Below are 20,767 nucleotides of genomic sequence, written 5' to 3' on the forward strand. Positions count from 1 at the left end.
ATGAAGATCCACAAGTACGACACCGTCATCGTCGGCGCCGGTGGCGCCGGTATGCGCGCCGCCATCGAGTCGACGAAGCGCAGCCGCACCGCCGTGCTCACCAAGCTCTACCCCACCCGCTCCCACACGGGCGCCGCGCAGGGCGGCATGGCCGCCGCGCTGGCCAACGTGGAGGAGGACAACTGGGAGTGGCACACCTTCGACACGGTCAAGGGCGGTGACTACCTGGTCGACCAGGACGCCGCCGAGATCCTGGCGAAGGAGGCCATCGACTCCGTCCTCGACCTGGAGAAGATGGGCCTGCCGTTCAACCGCACGCCGAACGGCACCATCGACCAGCGCCGCTTCGGCGGTCACTCCCGCAACCACGGCGAGGCCCCGGTCCGCCGTTCCTGCTACGCGGCCGACCGCACCGGCCACATGATCCTCCAGACGCTGTACCAGAACTGCGTCAAGGAGGGCGTGGAGTTCTACAACGAGTTCTACGTCCTGGACCAGCTGATCACCGAGGTCGACGGCGTCAAGCGCTCGGCCGGTGTGGTCGCGTACGAGCTGGCCACCGGCGAGATCCACGTCTTCCAGGCGAAGGCCGTGATCTACGCCTCCGGCGGCTGCGGCAAGTTCTTCAAGGTGACGTCGAACGCGCACACGCTGACGGGTGACGGCCAGGCGGCGGTCTACCGCCGGGGCATCCCGCTGGAGGACATGGAGTTCTTCCAGTTCCACCCGACCGGCATCTGGCGCATGGGCATCCTGCTGACGGAGGGCGCCCGCGGTGAGGGCGGCATCCTCCGCAACAAGGACGGCGAGCGCTTCATGGAGAAGTACGCGCCGGTCATGAAGGACCTCGCCTCGCGCGACGTCGTCTCGCGCTCCATCTACACGGAGATCCGCGAGGGCCGCGGCTGCGGTCCCGAGGGCGACCACGTCTACCTGGACCTCACCCACCTCCCGCCGGAGCAGCTGGACGCCAAGCTGCCCGACATCACGGAGTTCGCCCGTACGTACCTCGGCATCGAGCCGTACACGGACCCGATCCCGATCCAGCCCACGGCCCACTACGCGATGGGCGGCATCCCGACGAACGTCGAGGGTGAGGTCCTGGCGGACAACACCACGGTCGTCCCGGGCCTGTACGCGGCCGGCGAGGTCGCGTGCGTGTCGGTGCACGGCGCGAACCGCCTCGGCACGAACTCGCTCCTGGACATCAACGTCTTCGGCAAGCGGGCCGGCATCGCCGCGGCCGAGTACTCCCAGACGGCGGACTTCGTCGAGCTGCCGGAGAACCCGGCCGAGTTCGTGCTCAAGCAGGTGGAGATGCTGCGCGACTCCACCGGCACCGAGCGCGTGACGACGCTGCGTAAGGAGCTGCAGGAGACCATGGACGCCAACGTCATGGTCTTCCGCACCGAGCAGACGATCAAGACGGCGGTCGAGAAGATCGCGGAGCTGCGCGAGCGCTACAAGAACGTGTCCATCCAGGACAAGGGCAAGCGGTTCAACACGGACCTGCTGGAGGCCATCGAGCTGGGCAACCTGCTCGACCTCGCCGAGGTCATGGCGGTCTCCGCGCTCGCCCGCAAGGAGTCCCGCGGCGGTCACTACCGCGAGGACTACCCGAACCGCGACGACGTCAACTTCATGCGGCACACCATGGCGTACCGCGAGGTCGGCGCCGACGGCTCCGAAACCGTCCGTCTCGACTACAAGCCGGTCGTCCAGACCCGCTACCAGCCGATGGAGCGTAAGTACTGATGGCTACCCCCGTTCTGGACAAGGAAGACGCGGCCGGCAAGCCCGAGCCCGGTTTCGCCGACTCCCCCTACATCACGGTCACCTTCCGCATCCGCCGGTTCAACCCGGAGGTCGCGGCGGAGGCCAGCTGGGAAGACTTCCAGCTGGAGATCGACCCGAAGGAGCGCGTCCTCGACGCCCTCCACAAGATCAAGTGGGAGCTCGACGGCACGCTGACGTTCCGCCGCTCCTGCGCGCACGGCATCTGCGGCTCGGACGCGATGCGGATCAACGGCAAGAACCGCCTTGCCTGCAAGACGCTGATCAAGGACATCAACCCCGAGAAGCCGATCACGGTCGAGGCCATAAAGGGCCTGACGGTCCTGAAGGACCTGGTCGTGGACATGGAGCCGTTCTTCCAGGCGTACCGGGACGTCATGCCCTTCCTCATCACGAAGGACACGAACGAGCCCACGCGCGAGCGTCTGCAGTCGGCCGAGGACCGCGAGCGCTTCGACGACACGACGAAGTGCATCCTCTGCGCGGCCTGCACCACGTCGTGCCCGGTCTTCTGGAACGACGGCCAGTACTTCGGCCCGGCCGCCATCGTCAACGCGCACCGCTTCATCTTCGACTCGCGTGACGAGGCGGGCGAACAGCGCCTGGAGATCCTCAACGACCGCGACGGCGTCTGGCGCTGCCGCACGACCTTCAACTGCACGGACGCCTGCCCGCGCGGCATCGAGGTCACGAAGGCGATCGCCGAGGTGAAGCGGGCGCTGATCACGCGGCGCTACTGAGATCGACCGCTTGATCGAGAGGGCCCCGTCTCCGCTGGAGACGAGGCCCTCTGGCATATGCCACACCATCGGGTGAACGCAACTGAGCAGGCCGCGCGGGCGGCGTCCGGCCTTCGATGATGCTCTCGACACCAGCCACGGGAGGCACCCTGATGTCCGCTGCAGCCGTCGAGCGGCCTTACGGAAAGCGTCCGCTGATCGCGGAGGCCAACCGGCTCATGGAGCGCAACCCGGGCTACCGAGTCGAGATCATCGGAGGCCAGATCCTCGCGTCCCCGCCCCCCGACGGCCCCCACGGCGATGTGCTGACCGACCTGACGTCGCCTTTCATCGCGGCCGGCCTCCATGGGACGGAGTCACGACTGATCCAGGGCATCGGCCTCTGGCTGCCGACCGGGACGGAGGACTACGCGATCCCGGACCTGTCCCTGGTGGACGCCGACTACCGGGACCACCTCATCGAGAACAACTGCTACGGCCCCGTCTGCTTCCGCCTGGTCCTGGAGGTCACCTCCAGCAACTACCGGGCCGACCTGCGCACCAAGGTCACCGCGTACGCGGAGGCGAAGGTCCCGGTCTACGTCGTCGTCGACCGCAAGCACCAGCGCCTCCACGTCCTCACCGATCCCGTCGGGGACACGTACGCGAGCCACCGTCCCCATGCCCCCGGCGAACTCGTCACGCTCCCCGACACGATCGGTGCCGAGGTCACGCTCGACGTCGCCGCGATCCTGGAGGCGGGTCGGCCGGGTTCGGGCGACTGAGTCTTACAACTGGCTCAGGAACGAAGGGGCCGTGATGTTCGTGTCCTCCGCCGGCATCATCGCCTTGCTCAGGATCACCGCCAGCATGCGGTCGCCCTCGTAGGGGAGGTAGCCCGTCCGCGGGGCCGACGAGCCGGACTTCGGGACGATGCAGCGTCAGCTCGATCTCCTCGTCCGGGTCGGTGACCTGGCGGTCACCCTCCAGCACCAGGAAGCCGTTCCCCGCGAAGTTCAGCACGCGCTCGGTGTCATCGGGCCGCACCATGCCCTGGAACACCTCCGGCGTCCGGGCGTTGAACTCGGCGACCTCCTGGAACACCCGGCGCCGGATCAACTCCCGTGCGGTCAGCCGCTCCTCGGCGAGCCGTTGTGTTGAACATGTTCAAAAAGCGGTCTAGAGTCATCCCGACAGCGTTTTGAACGTGTTCAAGAAGGGTGGGGCAATGGACCGCACGGTCGTCGCCTACGTCATCTACCTGCTGGTCAGCATCGGTCTGACCATCTGGGTGGCCCGCACGCTCAGCCGGAACGGGAGGATCTTTCTCGCCGACGTGCTGCACGGCAACGAGAAGCTCGCCGACGCCGTCAACCACCTCCTGGTGGTCGGCTTCTACCTCGTCAACCTCGGGTTCGTCGCGCTGTATCTGAGCGGCGACGGGACCATCACCGACACGCGCGGCGTCTTCGAGGCCCTGTCGACCAAGCTCGGCGTGGTGCTGCTGGTGCTCGGCGTGATGCACCTGGGCAACGTGTACGTGCTCAACCGGATCCGGCGGCGCGGTGCCATGGAGCGCGAGCAGGTGCCGCCGGTGCCGCCGCAGGGCTGGGCCGCCCCGCAGGCCCAGGCCTGAGCGGAGAGCGGCATGAACGCCACCGCACCGGTCCGCCGGCTCACCGTCCTGTACGACGCCGAGTGCTCCCTGTGCGCGTTCCTGCGCGACTGGCTCCTGCGGCAACCGAAGCTGGTGCCGCTGGAGCTGGTCCCGGCCGGTTCCGAGGAGGCCCGGCGGCGGTTTCCCGGCCTCGACCACGGCGCCACCCTCGACGAGATCACCGTCGTCGGCGACGCCGGGCAGGTCTACCAGGGCCCCGCCGCCTGGATCGTCACCCTGTGGGCGCTGCGCGAGCACCGGCCGCTCGCCCACCGGCTCAGCACCCCGTCCGGCGCCCGGCTCGCCAAGGGCGCGGTGCTGGCCGCCGCCAGGTGGCGCGGTGCGCAGTGGAACCGGGGGCAGGGCGGCGGGCAGTGGGGCGGGCGGGTGTACCGGCGGGCGGACGGGTGGGCGTACGACCCGGACGCCGGCTGGACCTATACCGCGCCGGGCTGCGCCGACGGCACCTGTGCCCCTCGCCGGGCGCCGGGCCGCTGACGTTAGGCTCTCTTCCCGTGTCCGCGAAGAGCGACGGCCCCGACGACGGCGCCACCCCGAGCAAGTCCGAGCAGACCCGTGCCCTGATCCTGGAGACGGCCATGCGGCTGTTCCAGGAGCGCGGCTACGACAAGACGACGATGCGGGCCATCGCCAAGGAGGCCGGGGTCTCCGTCGGCAACGCGTACTACTACTTCGAGGGCAAGGAACACCTGATCCAGGGCTTCTACGACCGGATCGCCGCCGAGCACCAGGTGGCGGTCCGGGAGATCCTGGACCGGGAGACCGATCTGGAGGCCCGGCTCGCGGGCGTGCTGCGGGCGTGGCTGGACATCGCCGCGCCGTACCACGAGTTCGCGGTGCAGTTCTTCAAGAACGCCGCCGACCCGGACAGTCCGCTCAGCCCCTTCTCCCCGGAGTCGGAGCACGCGCGCGAGGAGGCCATCAGCGTCCACCGGGAGGTGCTGGCCGGGGCGACGAAGACCAAGGTGGCCGAGGAACTGCGGGACATCCTGCCCGAGTTGATGTGGCTGTCCCAGATGGGCCTCGTCCTGTACTGGATCTTCGACCGGACCGAGGGCCGGGAGCGCAGCTACCGGCTCGCCGAGCGCGGGGCCCGGCTCACCGCGCGGGGCGTCGCGCTGGCCCGCTTCCGGGTGCTGCGGCCGCTCGTGCGTGAGGTGCACGAGCTGTTCACGGACTTCCTGCCGGGTATGACCCGGGCGATCCCGGACCCCGCCACGCGGCGGACCGGCGCCTAGAGCGCCGGCGCCGGAGCACGCACGGGCCTCTAGAGCTGCGTGAGGCTCCAGAGCCGGAACACGCCCGTGCCGTCCGACAGGTACTGGCCGCCGCCGATGTCCTCGGTGGTGACGACGTACTCCTTCGCCTGCCACAACGGCAGCACCGGCACGTCCTGGGCGACGGTCTGCTGCACCGACTGGAAGTCCCGGTCGGCCTCGCCGCGGTCGGCGTAGCGGCGGCTGTCCTTGATGAGCCGGTCGACGGTCTTGCTGCTGTAGCCGGTGTTCATGGCGCTGCCGGTGCCGACGAGCGCGGCCTGGAAGGTGTCCGGGTCGGGGAAGTCGGCGACCCAGCCGACGGCGTACGCGTCGAGCTCGCCGCTCGCCCAGCGCTTTTGGAAGTCGGTCCACTCGTAGCCCTTGAGGGTGACCTTGAACAGGCCGCTCGCCTCCAGCTCCCGTTTGATCTCGGCGGCCTCCTGCTCACCGGCGCCGCGACCCTTGGCGTAGCCGTAGGTGAAGCGGACGGGCAGGGTCACGCCGGCCTGCGTGAGCAGCTTCCGCGCCTTCTTCCGGTCCGGCTCGGGATAGTCGTCGAAGAACGAGGCGGTGTGCCCGGTGAGGCCCGCCGGGATCAGCGAGTACAGCGGGTCGACGGTGCCGTCGTAGACGGTGGCGGCCAGCCGCTCGCGGTCGATCAGCCAGGCCATGGCCTGCCGGACCTTCGGGTTGTGCAGGGGCTTGCCCGCGCGGGTGTTGAAGTACAGGTTGCGGGTCTCGGAGCCGTCCGCCTCGAAGACGCGCTGCGCGGGATCGCTCGGGTTCAGATCGGCGAGGACCGCTGGCGGCAGCTGGTCGGTCGTGACCTCGACGCGCTTGTCCTTCCACGCGGTGTCCAGGGCAGCGGGGGTGGCGTAGTAGCGCAGTTCGACGGGCCTGTTCGCACCGCCTTTGACCGCGCCCTGGTAATGGCTGTTGGGCGCCAGGACCGCCTTGGCGTCCTGCGTGTAGGAGGTGAGGGTGTACGGGCCGGTGCCGTCGACACGGCTGCCGGTGCGCAGCTTGCCGGCCGGGTACGCGGTGTGGTCGACGATCGAGCCCGCGCCGGTGGCCACCTTGAACGGGAACGTGGCGTCGGGCGAGGACAGGTGGAAGGTGACGGTCAGTCCGTCGGCGTCCACGGAACGGAGGGTGTCCAGCAGGGACGCCGGTCCGACCGGGGACTTGATCTTCATGATCCGGTCGAAGGAGTACTTCACATCGTCGCCGGTCATCGTCCGGCCGCTCGGGAAGGTGAGGCCGGAGCGCAGTTGGCAGCGGTACGTGGTCAGGTCGCCGCCGGTGAACGCGCAGCTTTTGGCCGCGTCCGGCGCGGGTGCGGTGCCGCCGGGGGCGAAGGTGAGCAGCGACTGGAAGACGTTGCTGAACAGCGCCCAGGAACCGGCGTCGTAGGCGCCGGCCGGGTCGAGGGACGTGACGGCGTCCGTCGTGCCGACCGTGATGGCCGTGCTGTCCTTCTTCGACGGCACGAGCTGCCAGGCGCCCAAGCCCACGGCCGCCAGGACCAGCAGTACCGCGAGTATCCGCATGCGAACCGATCGCATCGGCCTTGCCCTCCCAGGCCCGTGGGCCCTTGTGCCAGAGCCACACCCCTTTGTGGCGGCCTCACCCAATCACAGGAGTTTGAGCGGGCGGAAGGGAGATCTGCCGAGTTGGGAAAGAACTTACCGATGGGCTGTTCGGTCCGGTTTCACAGCGTGCTCACAGGGTCAGGCCTGCTTCGACGCCAGTTCGATCAGGGTGATGTCCGACGGTGCCCCCACCCGGGTGGGCGGGCCCCAGGCGCCCGCGCCGCGTGAGACGTAGAGCTGGGTGTCGCCGTAGCGCTCCAGGCCCGCGAGGGTCGGGTTCGCGGCGGCGGCGATGAGGTTGCCGGGCCAGAGCTGGCCGCCGTGGGTGTGGCCGGACAGCTGGAGGTCGACGCCGTGCTCTACGGCGTCGTGGATCTGCACGGGCTGGTGGGCGAGCAGCACGCACGCGCGTGCCGTGTCGCGGTCGCCGAGGGCCCGGGCGTAGTCGGGGCCCTGGCCCTCGTCCTCGCCGGCGACGTCGTTGACCCCGGCCAGGTCGAAGTACGGCATCTCCCTGCGGGCGTTCTCCAGGGGGACGAGTCCGAGGCGGCGGACCTCCTCGACCCACTGCTCGGCGCCGGAGAAGTACTCGTGGTTCCCGGTGACGAAGTAGGACCCGTGACGGGCCTTCAGCTGCGCCAGCGGGGCCGCCGCGGGGCCCAGGTCCTTGACGCTGCCGTCGACCAGGTCGCCGACGACCGCGATCAGGTCGGGCTGCGTCGCGTTGATCGTGTCGACGACCTGCTGCGCGAAGCCGCGGCCCAGGACCGGGCCGAGGTGCACATCGCTGACCACGGCGATCCGGTACCCGTGCGCGGCGCGCGGCAGTTTGGCCAGGGGCACGGTGACCCGCTTCACCTTCGGCCCGCGCAGCACGCCGTACGTCCCGTACCCCACGGTCCCGACGGCGGCGGCCGCGGCGGCCCCGGCGACGACCCGGGAGACGAAGAGACGGCGGGACGGGCCGGTGGGAGCGGAGGCGGTGCTGTCGGGGGCGCCCGGGGTGGTGAGCGGCTGCGGGGAGGTGTCGGGGGTGGCGGGTGCGGGGCCGGCCACGGGGTGAGGGGCGGTGGCGGGAGCCGTCATCGTGCCGCCGGGGTCGGCGTGCGTGGAGGTCGCCGCCACGGATGTGGGGGCACCGCCGGGCGTACCGGCCCCGTCGTCCGTCTGTGGTGCGGCAACGGGCTCACCGGTACCGCCGGACGCACCCGCACCGGCGGGCACGCCGGCACCCGGCTCGGAGCCCGTGCCCCTCGCCCTCGTCCTCGCCCGCCGCTCGAGGAACCACCGGAGCGCTGGCCGTACGGCCTCTCCCGCGACGACCGCCAGCAGCAGGTAGATCGACAGGGCCAGCCACAGGAAGCCCGGCCAGGCCAGGACCTGTTGGAGCCAGAAGGGGGCGCCGGTGCGTTCGGCCACCAGGGCCGTGATCGCGAGGAGCCAGCCGCCGGCGATCAGGATCGCGCCCGTGCGGCGGGTGAGGCCCGGGCCGCGAGTGGTGTCGCGGAACAGGCGGCGCCACACGTACCAGTTGGCCGTCACGATGACGGCCAGGACGAGCAGTGCGACGAGTACGAAGACGATGGCCACGGTGTCGTGTCTCCCGATTGCCGTTATGACGTCCGGCGCAGTGCGCGCAGACCACGCAACCCGATGGCCCCGATGGCCGTCCCCAATACGAAGGAAACGACGGCGAGCAGCAGGTGCACCCAGAAGTACGCCGTGGGATGACCGTCGTCGAAGGCGAGCCCGCTGCTGTCCTTGACAAGGTTCTTGACGAAAGTGATCCAGATGACCCAGCTCCACACCCCGAAGGCGAGCAGGAACCAGGAGACGGGGCGGCTGAGCTTCACAAAATCAGACCTTTCATCACAACGCCGGGCTCCCGGGGGCGGCCGGGGGTCCGGGGGTTGTCCCCCGGATGAGCACGGCATGGGACCAGTATCGCCAGAGCATGTCCGGTTCCGTTCGCGGGGTGGGGGCGGAGGCGGGACTTCCCTGCGTACTGCATGTACGTTTCCGACCGTGCCCGCTCCGAAGAAGACCGTCAGGCGATCCCTGCTGGTCACCTCCGCCGTCCTGTCGTCCCTCGCCCTGGCCGCGCCCGCCGCCGTCGCGGCCCCGAGCCCCTCGGGCAGTCCGTCGGCGAGCCCGTCGGCCACTCCCCCGGCGTCGATGTCGACCGTGGGCGGTGCCCGGCTCGGGCAGCCGGGGACGCAGGTGAACCTGGCGAGCGGCGTGCCGGTGCTGCCGAAGGACGTGAGCGCCCGCTCCTGGATCGTCGCAGACGCCGAGTCGGGTGATGTGCTGGCCGCGCACAACGCGCACTGGCGGCTGGCCCCGGCGAGCACGCTGAAGATGCTGTTCGCGGACACGCTGCTGCCGAAGTTCCCGAGTACGGCCAAGCACAAGGTCGTCCCCTCCGACCTGGCGGGCATAGGCTCGGGTTCCAGCCTGGTCGGGATAAAGGAGGACGAGACCTACACGGTCCACGACCTGTGGCTCGGCGTCTTCCTGCGCTCCGGAAACGATGCCGTGCACGTGCTGTCGGCCATGAACAAGGGCGTCGACAACACCGTCAGGGAGATGAACGAGCACGCCGAGGAGCTCCAGGCCCTCGACACGAACGTCGTGAGCCCGGACGGCTACGACGCCGAGAAGCAGGTCTCGTCCGCCTACGACCTGACGCTGATCGCCCGCTCGGGGCTGCAGAAGAAGGACTTCCGGGAGTACTGCTCGACGGTCCGCGCGAAGTTCCCGGGCCAGACGAAGAAGAACAAGAAGGGCAAGCCGGTCCGCGAGTCCTTCGAGATCCAGAACACCAACCGGCTGCTGAGCGGCGACGCGGGCCTGCCCGTCTACCAGGGCATCGCCGGCGTCAAGAACGGCAACACCACCAACGCCGGTGCCACCTTCACCGGTGTCGCCGAGCGGGACGGCAAGGTGCTGCTGGTGACGGTGATGAATCCGCAGAAGCAGGAGCACAACGAGGTCTACAAGGAGACCGCGCGACTGTTCGACTGGGGCTTCAGGGCGGCCGGGAAGGTCCAGCCGGTGGGTGAGCTGGTGCCGCCGAAGAGCGCCGAGCAGGCCGGTTCCCAGCCCGGCGCGAACCCCTCCGGGGAGGCCGGCGGCTCCGGGAGCGGCGTGGGCAGCACGGCCGGGAAGCCGGTGGCCGGCGGCCCGGGCGTGGGCGGCTCCGGCGGCATCGGGATCGCGCTCGGCATCACCGGCGGTGTGCTGGTGCTGCTCGCGGGCGGCGCGTTCCTGGTCAACCGCCGTTGGCCGCTGCCGGATCTGGTGCGCCGCCGGACCCGCCCCTGACGCCCGTGGCGTCGGGCACGGCCGGCACGTCCTGGAGTTCGTCCTCCTTGCTCCGCGTCGCCGTCCAGGAGGCGCAGAACAGCACCAGCTTCGAGGTGAAGTTGATCCACAGCAGCAGCGCGACGGGCACGCCGAACGCGCCGTACATGCTCTTCGCGGCCACGCCCTGCAAGTAGCCGCTGAGCAGCAGCTTCAGCAGTTCGAAGCCGACCGCGCCGGTCAGCGCCGCCACGACCAGGCGGTGGCGCGTGGGCTCGACGCCGGGCAGCAGCGTCAGGACGTAGAGGAGCAGCAGGAAGTCGGCGAGCACGGCGATCAGGAACGCGGCGATGTGCAGCAGGACGCCGCTCCAGCCGCCCTCGTCGATGCCCAGGTGCCGGGTGATCCAGCCGATCATCGCGGAGGCGACGGCGGAGGCGGCGATGGTGACGAGGAGCGCGCCGCCGAGGCCGAGCAGGACGCCCGCGTCCTTGGCGTAGCGAAGGACCGGGTTCTCCTCCTCGTCGTCCAGCTCCCACACCGCGCGCAGGCACTCGCGCATCGAACCGGCCCAGCTGACACCGGTGAAGAACAGCAGCGCGCCCGCGATGAGGCCGATGGCGCCGGCGTTGTCCACCAGGCCGGCGATGTCCAGCTGGTCGGAGATGCCGGGCACCTGCTCGGCGAGCTTGTCCTGGAGCCTGTGCTGCTGCTCCGTGCTGAGCGTGCCGGCGGCGATGGTGGCGGACACCGTCAGCAGCGGGAACAGCGCCACGAAACTCGTGAAGGTCATCGCGGCGGCCAGCCGCGTCCACTTCACGCGGTCCAGCCGCTCGTACGACCGCCACGCGTGGGTGATCATCAGCCGCTCCGCCCACGGCCCGACGACCGGAAGCCTTTTCAGCCAGTCCATGATCCGACTCTGCCCTCCGCCCGGAAGACCCATGTACGGGTACCCCAGAACCGCAGAATCGTTGCCAGCGCCATGCCGATGACCGCGCCGGAGAGGGTGTCGGCGCGCTGGGAGGTGAGTCCGAGGCCGTAGTGGCTGACGGTGAGGCAGAGCAGTTGGACGCCGGCGCCGGCGAGGTTCACCACGAAGAAGGCGGCGTACGGGCGCAGGCCGCTGATCCGCCTGTCCCGATAGGTGCCGAGGGCGTTGCCCGCGTAGGCGACCGAGCAGGCCGCGACGAAGGACAGCGCCTTGGCGGTGAGCGGGCCGAGTCCGGCGGGGCCGCGCAGGCAGGTGAACAGGGCCAGGTCGACGGCGTAGGCGAGGAGACCGACGGCGGCGAAACCCAGGAGCTCCCGGCGGCCGGGGGCCGGGGGGCCCGACCACGCGCGCGTGGTCACCAATTGGCCACCGCCAGGCCGTACATCGCCACCCACACCAGGCCGATGAGGGCGAGCGCCCGGTCGCGCAGGACGACGTCCTCGGGCTCGCCGGCCGTGCCCCGGTCGGCGAAGACGGCGTACCGGAGGATCGCCAGGATGAAGGCGACCATGGACAGTTGCCGCCAGGGCAGCAGGCTGGTGTGCGGGACGCCGCCCTCCTCCATGGCCCACAGGCAGTAGCCGAGGACGGCCACACCGGCGGCGAGCTGCCAGACGAAGCGGAGGTAGCCGGTGGTGTACTCGGTGAGCAACGCGCGTGTGGCGCCCGCCTTTCCGGCCATCTGCACGGCTTCGGAGTAGCGCTTGGCCGCCACCATGAACAGCGCGCCGAAGCCGGTCGTGATCAGGAACCAGCGCGACAGCGGGATGCCGAGGGCGAGCCCGCCGATCATCGCCCGCATGAGGAAGCCGGTCGTGACGACGGCGAGGTCGACGACCAGGACGTGCTTGAGGGTGACGCAGTAGGCCAGTTGCATGGCGAGGTAGGCGGTCAGCAGGGCGGCGACGGCCGGGGAGCAGAGCCAGGCCGCGGCGGCGGGGGCGAGCAGGCCGAGGCAGCCGCCGACGGCGTAGGCGAGTGGTACGGGGACCTGTCCGGCGGCGACCGGGCGGTGCCGTTTGGTGGGGTGGGCGCGGTCGGCCTCGGCGTCGCGGGCGTCGTTGACGAGGTAGACGGCGGCGGCGCAGGCGGTGAAGAGGACGAAGACGAGGGCGAGTTGCAGCAGAGCGTGCCGGGAGAAGAGCTCGCCGGCGGCCGCCGGGGCGGCGATCACGAGGACGTTCTTCACCCACTGCCGGGGCCGCGCGGTCCGCAGGAGACCGGCCAGGAGACCGCCCTTGTCCGGTGGCGCGGACGGTTCCTCGTGGGTGCGCTGCCGCAGGACGGCCGTCTCAGCCATGGTGGGCCCCTCCCCTCATCCAGCGGCCGCCGAGCCGGGCCGTGAGCGCGCCGAGGGCCGCCCCCGCCGCGACGTCCGAGGGGTAGTGGACGCCGGCCACCAGCCGCGAGACGCACACGGCGGCGGCGAGCGGCGGGACCGTGCGCGCTCCCAGGGCGCCGAAGGCGACGGCGGCGGCAGCGGCGGACGTGGCGTGCGAGCTGGGGAAGGAGTGCCGGCCGGCGGTGCGCACCAGGGGCTCGACGTGCGCGGGGCGCGGGCGGCGCACGACCCGCTTCACCCCCATGCTGACGAGGTGCGCCCCCGCGGTGAGCGCCGTGCCGCGCAGCCAGGCGCCGCGTCTTTCGCCGTCGACGGCGGCTCCGGCTAGTCCCGCCGCGAGCCACAGTGCCGCGTGTTCCCCCGCCCAGGACAGGGTGCGTGCGGCGCCTGCCACGCGCGGGTCGGTGCCGCACGCCCTGAGCGCCGAAGCGATCCGGTGATCCATGTCGTGCAGGTCGTCGAGGTCGTCCATGTGGACTCACTGTTCACGCCCACCTGGCCTGAACTCCGGCAATATTGAGCGACATCCCATTAATCACCCGTTTCGGGGAGGGATGCCATGTTCTCGAACTAATAGCTCACACAGGGGCGATACGGTCACGGACATGTCTGCCGACACCGATTCCGACCCGGACGTCATGGGCCTGGACCACACCACCGTCACCGGCTGGGGCCGCACCGCTCCCACCGCCGCCCGGCTGATCCGTCCGCGGACGTACGAGGAGGCCGCGGCGGCGGTCCGCGACTGCGGGGCCCGCGGCGGGATCCCCCGGGGCCTGGGACGGGCGTACGGGGACGCGGCGCAGAACGCGGGCGGGTCCGTGCTCGACATGACGGGCCTGGACCGCGTGCACGCGATCGACGCCGCCGGCGGCACCGTACTGTGCGACGCGGGCGTCTCCCTGCACCGGCTGATGGAGGTGCTGCTGCCGCTCGGCTGGTTCGTGCCGGTCACGCCCGGCACCCGTTACGTCACCGTCGGCGGGGCGATCGGCGCCGACATCCACGGCAAGAACCACCACGTCTCGGGCTCCTTCGCGCGGCACGTGCTCGCCCTCGAACTGCTCACCGCCGACGGCGAGATCCACACGGTGATCCCTGGCACGCCGCTCTTCGACGCGACCACCGGCGGTATGGGACTGACCGGGGTGATCCTCACCGCGACGATCCGGCTCCAGCCGGTCGAGTCCTCGCTGATGTCGGTCGACACCGAACGGGCGGCGGACCTGGACGACCTGATGGCCCGGCTGGCGGCCACCGACCACCGCTACCGCTACTCGGTCGCCTGGATCGACCTGCTGGCCCGGGGCGCCGCCACCGGCCGCGCGGTCCTCACCCGCGGCGACCACGCACCCCTGGACGCACTCCCGGCACGGCTGCGCCGCAATCCGCTGGCCTTCCGCACCTCGCGCCTCCCCTCGGCCCCCGGCGTCCTGCCCGAGGGCCTGCTCACCCGGACGACCGTGGGCCTGTTCAACGAGCTCTGGTACCGCAAGGCCCCCCGCTCGCGGACCGGCCGGCTCCAGCGGATCTCCGCCTTCTTCCACCCCCTGGACGGCGTACCGCACTGGAACCGCGTCTACGGCCGGGGCGGTTTCGTGCAGTACCAGTTCGTCGTCGGCTACGGCCAGGAGGACGCCCTGCGCCGCATCGTGCGCCGGATCTCCGAACGCCGCTGCCCGTCCTTCCTGGCCGTCCTCAAGCGCTTCGGTGAGTCCGACCCGGGCTGGCTGTCCTTCCCGGTGCCCGGCTGGACGCTGGCGCTGGACATTCCGGCGGGCCTGCCGGGCCTCGGCGCGTTCCTCGACGAACTCGACGAGGAGGTCGCCGCCGCCGGCGGACGCGTCTACCTCGCCAAGGACGCCCGGCTGCGCCCGGAACTGCTCGCGGCCATGTACCCGCGCCTGGACGACTTCCGCGCCCTGCGCGCCGAGCTGGACCCGCACGGGGTGTTCGTGTCCGACCTGGCCCGCCGCCTCCATCTCTGAGCGATCCCTAGGAGCTGTCATGAAGGACGCCTTCGGTCTCCCCCAGTCCCTGCTCGTCCTCGGCGGTACGTCCGAGATCGCGCTGGCCACCGCCCGCCGGCTGATCGCCCGCCGCACCCGCACGGTCTGGCTGGCCGGCCGCCCGTCACCCGCCCTGGAGGAGGCCGCCGGGCAGCTGCGCGGGCTGGGGGCGGACGTGCACACCGTCGCCTTCGACGCGCTCGACCCCACCTCGCATGAGGCCGTGCTCGGCAAGGTCTTCGCCGAGGGCGACATCGACATGGTGCTGCTCGCCTTCGGTCTCCTCGGCGATCAGGCCCGCGACGAACGCGACCCGGAGGCGGCGGTGCGGGTCGCTCAGACCAACTACACCGGCGCGGTCTCGGCGGGCCTGGTGTGCGCCCGCTCGCTGCAGTCCCAGGGGCACGGCTCGCTGGTCGTGATGTCCTCCGTCGCGGGCGAGCGGGCCCGTCGCGCCAACTTCATCTACGGCTCCAGCAAGGCCGGCCTCGACGCCTTCGCGCAGGGCCTGGGCGACGCGCTGCACGGCACGGGCGTGCACGTCATGGTCGTGCGCCCCGGCTTCGTGCGGACGCGGATGACCGCCGGGCTGCCCGAGGCGCCGCTGGCGACGACGCCCGAGGCGGTGGCGACGGCCGTCGAGCTGGGGCTGCGGCGCCGCTCGGAGACGGTGTGGGTGCCGGGCGCGCTGCGCGTGGTGATGGCGGCGCTGCGGCACCTGCCGCGCGGGGTGTTCCGGCGGCTGCCCGTCTGATCCGCGAGCGGGTCAGCGAGTGGGGACCGAGCCGCGCTCCACGCGGCCGGTCTGCGGGGGGACCACCGAGCCGCCGAAGGGGAACTCGCGCAGCTTGCGCCAGACGCCGTCGGCGCCCTGCTCGTAGAGGGCGAAGCCGGTGCACGGCCACTCGGCCTCGTAGCCGGCGAGTTCCTCGAAGGCGCGGTCCATCGCCGCTTCCTCGATGCCGTGCGCCACGGTGACGTGGGGGTGGTACGGGAACTGCAGTTCGCGTGCGGCCGGCCCCGCGGGGTCGCGGACCTGCTCCTGGAGCCGGGTGCAGGCCTCCGCGCCCGAGACGACCCGGACGAAGACGACCGGGGACAGGGGCCGGAACGTGCCGGTCCCCGACAGGCGCATCGGGAACGGCCGGCCGGCCGCGGCGACCTCGGCCAGATGCGCCTCGACGGCCGGCAGGGCGGACTCGTCGATCTCCGTCGGCGGCAGCAGGGTGACGTGCGTGGGGATGCCGTGAGCCGCGGCGTCGCCGAAGCCCGCGCGCAGCTGCTGGAGCTCGCTGCCGTGAGGCTCCGGGACCGCGATCGAGACACCGATCGTTACGGTCCCCACGTGGTCTCCTGTCGTCAAGTTTGCGGGTCGCTGATACGACCACCCGGTTATCGACTGTACGGCCACGACCCGGTTCCAGGCAGGCGCAACGGAAGTGATGTACAGCGCTGTGCGGCCGTACGGCTGTGCGCGGGAGCGGGTTCAGTGCTTGGCGGGCAGGAAGCCGACCTTGTCGTACGCCTGCGCGAGGGTCTCCGCGGCGACGGCGCGGGCCTTCTCGGCGCCCTTGGCCAGGATCGAGTCGAGCGTCTCCGGGTCGTCCAGGTACTGCTGGGTGCGCTCCCGGAACGGAGTGACGAAGTCGATCATGATCTCGGCGAGGTCCGTCTTGAGCGCGCCGTACATCTTGCCGGTGTACTTCTCCTCCAGCTCGCCGATGGTCTCGCCGGTGAGGGTCGAGTAGATCGTGAGGAGGTTGCTGACGCCCGGCTTGTTCTCGGCGTCGTAGCGGATCACCGTGTCGGTGTCCGTGACGGCGCTCTTGACCTTCTTCGCGGTGGCCTTCGGCTCGTCGAGGAGGTTGATGAGGCCTTTCGGCGTGGACGCCGACTTGCTCATCTTGATCGACGGGTCCTGAAGGTCGTAGATCTTGGCCGTCTCCCGGAGGATGTACGGCTTCGGGACGGTGAAGGTCTGGCCGAAGCGGCCGTTGAAGCGCTCCGCGAGGTCGCGGGTGAGCTCGACGTGCTGGCGCTGGTCCTCGCCGACCGGGACCTCGTGCGCCTGGTAGAGCAGGATGTCCGCGACCTGGAGGACCGGGTACGTGAACAGGCCGACGGAGGCGCGCTCGGCGCCCTGCTTGGCGGACTTGTCCTTGAACTGGGTCATCCGGCTGGCCTCGCCGAAGCCGGTGAGGCAGTTCATGACCCAGGCGAGCTGCGCGTGCTCGGGGACGTGGCTCTGGACGAAGAGCGTGCAGCGGTCCGGGTCGAGACCCGCGGCGAGCAGCTGGGCGGCGGCCAGGCGCGTGTTCGCACGCAGGTCCTTCGGGTCCTGCGGGATGGTGATCGCGTGCAGGTCGACGACCATGTAGAACGCGTCGTGGGTCTCCTGGAGGGCCACCCACTGGCGGACGGCGCCGAGGTAGTTGCCGAGGTGGAACGAGCCTGCGGTGGGCTGGATTCCGGAGAGCACGCGGGGTCGGTCAGAGGCCATGTTGCTTATTGTCTCAGAGGGCCGTGGGTGGTTTCGGCGGGTGGGGAACTGCGGACCCGTCGTGGCTGGTCGCGCCCCGCGGCGGAGCCGCACATCGATGCGGCCCCGCCCCCCTTACGGGGCGCTTCAGCCGAGGTCGATCTCGGGGTACAGCGGGAAGGCCGCCACGAGGTCCGTCGCGCGGTGGCTGATCTCGTCGGCGATCTTCGCGTCGAGGACGTGGGCCGCCTTGGAGGGGGCGCCCGACTTGGTCGTGCCCGGCTCCGTGGTGGTCAGGACGCGGTCGATCAGGCCGGCGACCTCGTCCATCTCCGCCGTGCCGAGGCCGCGGGTGGTCAGGGCCGGGGTGCCGATGCGGATGCCGGAGGTGTACCAGGCGCCGTTCGGGTCGGCGGGGATCGCGTTGCGGTTGGTGACGATGCCCGAGTCGAGCAGCGCGGCCTCGGCCTGGCGGCCGGTGAGGCCGTAGGAGGAGGCGACGTCGATCAGGTTCAGGTGGTTGTCCGTGCCGCCGGTCACCAGCGTCGCGCCGCGGCGCATCAGGCCCTCGGCCAGGGCGCGGGAGTTGTCGACGATGCGCTGGGCGTAGTCGCGGAAGGACTCCTGGCGGGCCTCGGCGAGGGCGACGGCCTTGGCGGCCATGACGTGCGGGAGCGGGCCGCCGAGGACCATGGGGCAGCCGCGGTCGACCTGGTCCTTGAGCGAGTCGTCGCACAGGACCATGCCGCCGCGGGGGCCGCGCAGCGACTTGTGGGTGGTCGTCGTCACGATCTGGGCGTGCGGGACCGGGTCGAAGTCGCCGGTGAGGACCTTGCCCGCGACCAGGCCGGCGAAGTGCGCCATGTCGACCATGAGGGTCGCGCCGACCTCGTCGGCGATCTCGCGCATGATCCGGAAGTTCACCAGGCGGGGGTAGGCCGAGTAGCCCGCGACGATGATCAGCGGCTTGAACTCGCGAGCCGAGGTGCGCAGGGCCTCGTAGTCGATGAGGCCGGTGGCCGGGTCCGTGCCGTAGGAGCGCTGGTCGAACATCTTGCCGGAGATGTTCGGGCGGAAGCCGTGGGTGAGGTGGCCGCCGGCGTCCAGGGACATGCCGAGCATGCGCTGGTTGCCGAAGGCGCGGCGCAGCTCCGCCCAGTCGGCCTCGGAGAGGTCGTTGACCTGGCGTGCGCCGGCCTTCTCCAGGGCCGGGACCTCGACGCGCTGGGCGAGGACCGACCAGAAGGCGACGAGGTTGGCGTCGATGCCGGAGTGCGGCTGGACGTAGGCGTGGCGGGCGCCGAAGAGTTCCTTGGCGTGCTCGGCGGCGAGGGACTCGACGGTGTCGACGTTGCGGCAGCCGGCGTAGAAGCGGCGGCCGATGGTGCCCTCGGCGTACTTGTCGCTGAACCAGTTGCCCATCGCCAGCAGCGTGGCCGGGGAGGCGTAGTTCTCCGAGGCGATCAGCTTGAGCATCTCGCGCTGGTCGGCGACCTCCTGGCCGATCGCGTCGGCCACGCGCGGCTCGACGGCGCGGATGACGTCGAGGGCGGCGCGGTAGGCGGTGGAAGCGGTGGAGAGGGGCTCGGCTGGCATGTGGGACCTCCGGACGTTGTGTTCAGCGTTCACGGTACGGCCCAGGCGCACGGCTCTCTCTGCTCGGGCCGCTCCCCGATGGTTCGTCCCATCCCAGCGCGCCAGTCACGGCCCGCTGATCAGCCTACCGGGTGAGGGGGCGGGGGAGCATCTGCCGGGTGGGCGTCGTTGCCGGGTGCGGGTGCCGTTGTGGCTTGTCGCGCAGTTCCCCGCGCCCCTGCGCCCTGTCGAGCACAGTTCCCGTCAGCACCGGCTTGTCGGGCAGCGGCTCGGCGTTTCTGTCGGTCAGTGCGAGGCGGATCGACTCGGCCGGCTCGGCCGCCTGGTCCCGCACGGTCGGCACGACGAAGTCCACGCCGGTGCTTCCGGGCGGGATGTTCAGCCACACCCACAGGTGCGCGTCGGACAGCGGCCGCTCGGGGTCGGGCACGTCACCGGACCAGTCCTCGAGCCACTGCGGGTCCACGTCCCTGGTGGACAGTTCGGCGCCCTCGGTGACCGGAAGCACCCGCACCGGCTCCCAGAGGTCCACCGCCGTGGGTGCCTCCACGGACAGCCGCCAGGTCAGCGTCTCTCCCTCGGTCACCCGGTCCGCGACCGGCGACAGGGTGATCTCCGGCTCGGTGTCGTCGTTCTCGACGGTGAGCCCGCCCCGGTGCTTGCCGACGACGGCGCCCCGGACGGCCTTGACGGCGATGTCGTGCTCCACGTCGTCGCCGTAGGCCGTGTCGCCCTTCACCTCGACCGGCACGTCGATCGCGTGGCTGCCGGGCCGTACGGTCACGAGGCGGTTCTCGGCCCGGCCGCTGTCCGGGTCGAGGACGTACACGCGGACCTGCCCGCTGCCGTGCCCGGAGGTCTCGACCGGGATCCGGTAGGTGCGGGTGCCCGAGTCGCCCTCCCTGACGATCACGCGGCCCACGTCGACACGCGGCAGGGCGGCCGCCTTCACCGCCGAAGTGCCGGGTGCCCAGCCCCAGGCGTCCATCAGCCAGGCCCGCCCGGACTTCGAACGGGGCATCAGCTCAAGGGACTTGACACGCCTGAGATCGAGCCCGGCCCGGGTCGCGGACGACAGCGGGACGCGCAGTTCCCGAGCCCAGTAGGAGGCGGTGTTCGCGGAGCCCGGGAGCCCGTCCACCCGGACCGAGCCCAGCTTCACCCGACGGTTGGCGGAGTCGGTGACGGACACGTCGAACTTCGTGCCGGTCGTGTTCGGCGGTACGAAGACCCGGAGCGCGAGTTTCTGGGAGCCGCGGAGGGAGAGCGGCTTGCCCGGAGTGATCCGCGCGGCCCGGCCCGGCGCGGACCACTTCAGGTTCACCGCGCTGCGGCCGGTCTCCTGTTCCGTCTCCCACGACGCGAAGTGCGGTGACGATCCGAGGGTCTGCGGGGCCAGACAGGCCACGGCCGGGTCGGGGTCGATCGCCGAACACAGCCGGGCGCCGGTCACCTTCGCCCCGCCGTCCGGCAGGAATCCACCGCTGCGGCGGCCGCCGACCGCGTGGGTCAGCACCCGGGCCGGGTCCGCGGACGGGGCCCGCTTGCCGGATCCGTCGAGCAGCGGACGCACCCGATCGTCCCCGGCGATGAAGAGCCGGGCCGCCGCGGCGATGTACGTGGCGCCCGCCTTGTGCTGCTGGGCGGCGGTCAGCCGGGTCGCGGCACCCGGCGTGCACACCGGGTCCGGCTGCTCCGGGTCGGTCCCGAAGTCGTCCCTGGCCGGTGCGACGGCCTCGCCCGGGGTCCACTCGCTGTTGAAGTAGTTGTGGTTGGCGCCGACCATGTAGACCGCGCTGTGCAGCGCGGTGCCCCGGCTGATCCCGCGCGTCCCGTCGACGAAGGCCTCGCCCTGCAGGTCCGACACGTCGCCGTCGCAGCCCGGCAGCAGCGTCACGGACGGCACGTCGGCGACTGGATTCTGGCCGAAGATCGTCGGTCCGATGAGCACGGTCCCGCGCACTCTCCAGCGCACCGGGCCCCGGTAGCCGTCCATCGCGCT

General features: G+C 71.1%; 20 protein-coding genes, 1 pseudogene and 1 riboswitch. Of the genes and pseudogenes, 10 read left to right on the plus strand and 11 right to left on the minus strand.

What is annotated here, in order from left to right; all coding sequences use genetic code 11:
- From sdhA to ACIBL4_RS07325, 7 genes are all read left to right on the plus strand, one after another.
- A complete protein-coding gene (sdhA, locus tag ACIBL4_RS07295; RefSeq protein ID WP_086564894.1) occupies positions 1-1,755 on the plus strand; it encodes a succinate dehydrogenase flavoprotein subunit in 1,755 nt (584 codons plus the stop codon).
- Positions 1,755-2,534 carry a succinate dehydrogenase iron-sulfur subunit gene (locus ACIBL4_RS07300; protein WP_399407354.1) on the plus strand — a complete coding sequence of 260 codons (780 nt, stop codon included), beginning with the start codon at positions 1,755-1,757 and terminating at the stop codon, positions 2,532-2,534. The genes sdhA and ACIBL4_RS07300 overlap by 1 nt, the downstream gene beginning before the upstream one ends.
- A gap of 152 nt (positions 2,535-2,686) precedes the next feature.
- Positions 2,687-3,298, plus strand: coding sequence for a Uma2 family endonuclease (locus ACIBL4_RS07305; protein WP_399407356.1), 612 nt, complete (start codon positions 2,687-2,689; stop codon positions 3,296-3,298).
- A 148-nt stretch (positions 3,299-3,446) separates the two neighbouring features.
- Positions 3,447-3,674, plus strand: a complete 228-nt coding sequence (locus ACIBL4_RS07310; protein ID WP_399407358.1) for a hypothetical protein — start codon at positions 3,447-3,449, stop codon at positions 3,672-3,674.
- A 67-nt stretch (positions 3,675-3,741) separates the two neighbouring features.
- A complete protein-coding gene (locus ACIBL4_RS07315; RefSeq protein ID WP_397617185.1) occupies positions 3,742-4,149 on the plus strand; it encodes a hypothetical protein in 408 nt (135 codons plus the stop codon).
- A gap of 12 nt (positions 4,150-4,161) precedes the next feature.
- Positions 4,162-4,668 (plus strand): thiol-disulfide oxidoreductase DCC family protein, encoded by a 507-nt coding sequence (locus ACIBL4_RS07320; RefSeq protein ID WP_399407360.1) that lies wholly within the window; start codon positions 4,162-4,164, stop codon positions 4,666-4,668.
- A gap of 17 nt (positions 4,669-4,685) precedes the next feature.
- Positions 4,686-5,429, plus strand: a complete 744-nt coding sequence (locus ACIBL4_RS07325) for a TetR/AcrR family transcriptional regulator (protein ID WP_399407362.1) — start codon at positions 4,686-4,688, stop codon at positions 5,427-5,429.
- 29 nt (positions 5,430-5,458) lie between these two features.
- Here ACIBL4_RS07325 and ACIBL4_RS07330 read toward each other — a convergent pair whose 3' ends face one another.
- The 3 genes from ACIBL4_RS07330 to ACIBL4_RS07340 form a co-directional block, all read right to left on the minus strand.
- Complete coding sequence (locus tag ACIBL4_RS07330) at positions 5,459-7,000, minus strand: ABC transporter substrate-binding protein (RefSeq protein ID WP_399407364.1); 1,542 nt, start codon at positions 6,998-7,000, stop codon at positions 5,459-5,461.
- Positions 7,001-7,180: 180 nt separating this feature from the next.
- Complete coding sequence (locus ACIBL4_RS07335; protein WP_399407366.1) at positions 7,181-8,632, minus strand: metallophosphoesterase; 1,452 nt, start codon at positions 8,630-8,632, stop codon at positions 7,181-7,183.
- Positions 8,633-8,655: 23 nt separating this feature from the next.
- Positions 8,656-8,895, minus strand: a complete 240-nt coding sequence (locus ACIBL4_RS07340; RefSeq protein ID WP_010047056.1) for an SCO4848 family membrane protein — start codon at positions 8,893-8,895, stop codon at positions 8,656-8,658.
- A 172-nt stretch (positions 8,896-9,067) separates the two neighbouring features.
- Between ACIBL4_RS07340 and ACIBL4_RS07345 the strand changes: the two genes are divergently transcribed.
- Positions 9,068-10,366 carry a D-alanyl-D-alanine carboxypeptidase family protein gene (locus ACIBL4_RS07345; RefSeq protein ID WP_399407368.1) on the plus strand — a complete coding sequence of 433 codons (1,299 nt, stop codon included), beginning with the start codon at positions 9,068-9,070 and terminating at the stop codon, positions 10,364-10,366.
- Here ACIBL4_RS07345 and ACIBL4_RS07350 read toward each other — a convergent pair.
- The 4 genes from ACIBL4_RS07350 to ACIBL4_RS07365 are packed head-to-tail and all read right to left on the minus strand — an operon-like array spanning position 10,314 to position 13,153.
- Positions 10,314-11,258, minus strand: a complete 945-nt coding sequence (locus ACIBL4_RS07350; RefSeq protein ID WP_399407370.1) for a YihY/virulence factor BrkB family protein — start codon at positions 11,256-11,258, stop codon at positions 10,314-10,316. The two genes, ACIBL4_RS07345 and ACIBL4_RS07350, sit on opposite strands and share 53 nt — an antisense overlap.
- A complete protein-coding gene (locus ACIBL4_RS07355) occupies positions 11,246-11,698 on the minus strand; it encodes a GtrA family protein (RefSeq protein ID WP_399407372.1) in 453 nt (150 codons plus the stop codon). Before ACIBL4_RS07355 ends, ACIBL4_RS07350 begins: the two co-directional genes overlap by 13 nt.
- Complete coding sequence (locus ACIBL4_RS07360) at positions 11,695-12,639, minus strand: decaprenyl-phosphate phosphoribosyltransferase (RefSeq protein ID WP_399407374.1); 945 nt, start codon at positions 12,637-12,639, stop codon at positions 11,695-11,697. Before ACIBL4_RS07360 ends, ACIBL4_RS07355 begins: the two co-directional genes overlap by 4 nt.
- Entirely contained in the window at positions 12,632-13,153 is a 522-nt protein-coding gene (locus ACIBL4_RS07365; protein ID WP_399407376.1) for a phosphatase PAP2 family protein, read from the minus strand. The genes ACIBL4_RS07360 and ACIBL4_RS07365 overlap by 8 nt, the downstream gene beginning before the upstream one ends.
- 133 nt (positions 13,154-13,286) lie before the next feature.
- Between ACIBL4_RS07365 and ACIBL4_RS07370 the strand changes: the two genes are divergently transcribed.
- Both ACIBL4_RS07370 and ACIBL4_RS07375 read left to right on the plus strand, forming a co-directional pair.
- Positions 13,287-14,669, plus strand: coding sequence for an FAD-binding protein (locus ACIBL4_RS07370; protein ID WP_399407378.1), 1,383 nt, complete (start codon positions 13,287-13,289; stop codon positions 14,667-14,669).
- 19 nt (positions 14,670-14,688) lie between these two features.
- Entirely contained in the window at positions 14,689-15,444 is a 756-nt protein-coding gene (locus tag ACIBL4_RS07375; protein WP_399407380.1) for a decaprenylphospho-beta-D-erythro-pentofuranosid-2-ulose 2-reductase, read from the plus strand.
- 12 nt (positions 15,445-15,456) lie between these two features.
- Here ACIBL4_RS07375 and ACIBL4_RS07380 read toward each other — a convergent pair whose 3' ends face one another.
- The 4 genes and pseudogenes from ACIBL4_RS07380 to ACIBL4_RS07395 form a co-directional block, all read right to left on the minus strand.
- The gene (locus ACIBL4_RS07380) at positions 15,457-16,035 is read right to left on the minus strand and encodes a 2'-5' RNA ligase family protein (protein ID WP_399407382.1); all 579 of its coding nucleotides are present in this window, start codon (positions 16,033-16,035) and stop codon (positions 15,457-15,459) included.
- A gap of 141 nt (positions 16,036-16,176) precedes the next feature.
- On the minus strand, positions 16,177-17,190 hold the full coding sequence (gene trpS / locus ACIBL4_RS07385; RefSeq protein ID WP_399407384.1) for a tryptophan--tRNA ligase: 1,014 nt from the start codon (positions 17,188-17,190) through the stop codon (positions 16,177-16,179).
- A 126-nt stretch (positions 17,191-17,316) separates the two neighbouring features.
- The gene (locus tag ACIBL4_RS07390; protein ID WP_399407386.1) at positions 17,317-18,798 is read right to left on the minus strand and encodes a glycine hydroxymethyltransferase; all 1,482 of its coding nucleotides are present in this window, start codon (positions 18,796-18,798) and stop codon (positions 17,317-17,319) included.
- Positions 18,798-18,884: riboswitch (ZMP/ZTP riboswitch) on the minus strand. Its footprint overlaps the gene before it by 1 nt.
- A 107-nt stretch (positions 18,885-18,991) precedes the next feature.
- Positions 18,992-20,767 (minus strand): annotated as a pseudogene (locus ACIBL4_RS07395) (hypothetical protein); the annotation flags it as partial.

It is taken from the genome of Streptomyces sp. NPDC050416 (assembly GCF_044458845.1).
Taxonomy (GTDB): domain Bacteria; phylum Actinomycetota; class Actinomycetes; order Streptomycetales; family Streptomycetaceae; genus Streptomyces.

Bases quoted from the DNA above. Each gene is read 5' to 3' on its own strand.
- sdhA (WP_086564894.1), top strand. From the start codon at position 1: ATGAAGATCCACAAGTACGACACCGTCATCGTCGGCGCCGGTGGCGCC.
- ACIBL4_RS07300 (WP_399407354.1), top strand. From the start codon at position 1,755: ATGGCTACCCCCGTTCTGGACAAGGAAGACGCGGCCGGCAAGCCCGAG.
- ACIBL4_RS07305 (WP_399407356.1), top strand. From the start codon at position 2,687: ATGTCCGCTGCAGCCGTCGAGCGGCCTTACGGAAAGCGTCCGCTGATC.
- ACIBL4_RS07310 (WP_399407358.1), top strand. From the start codon at position 3,447: ATGCAGCGTCAGCTCGATCTCCTCGTCCGGGTCGGTGACCTGGCGGTC.
- ACIBL4_RS07315 (WP_397617185.1), top strand. From the start codon at position 3,742: ATGGACCGCACGGTCGTCGCCTACGTCATCTACCTGCTGGTCAGCATC.
- ACIBL4_RS07320 (WP_399407360.1), top strand. From the start codon at position 4,162: ATGAACGCCACCGCACCGGTCCGCCGGCTCACCGTCCTGTACGACGCC.
- ACIBL4_RS07330 (WP_399407364.1), bottom strand. From the start codon at position 7,000: ATGCGGATACTCGCGGTACTGCTGGTCCTGGCGGCCGTGGGCTTGGGC.
- ACIBL4_RS07350 (WP_399407370.1), bottom strand. From the start codon at position 11,258: ATGGACTGGCTGAAAAGGCTTCCGGTCGTCGGGCCGTGGGCGGAGCGG.
- ACIBL4_RS07360 (WP_399407374.1), bottom strand. From the start codon at position 12,639: ATGGCTGAGACGGCCGTCCTGCGGCAGCGCACCCACGAGGAACCGTCC.
- ACIBL4_RS07365 (WP_399407376.1), bottom strand. From the start codon at position 13,153: ATGGACGACCTCGACGACCTGCACGACATGGATCACCGGATCGCTTCG.
- ACIBL4_RS07370 (WP_399407378.1), top strand. From the start codon at position 13,287: ATGTCTGCCGACACCGATTCCGACCCGGACGTCATGGGCCTGGACCAC.
- ACIBL4_RS07375 (WP_399407380.1), top strand. From the start codon at position 14,689: ATGAAGGACGCCTTCGGTCTCCCCCAGTCCCTGCTCGTCCTCGGCGGT.
- trpS (WP_399407384.1), bottom strand. From the start codon at position 17,190: ATGGCCTCTGACCGACCCCGCGTGCTCTCCGGAATCCAGCCCACCGCA.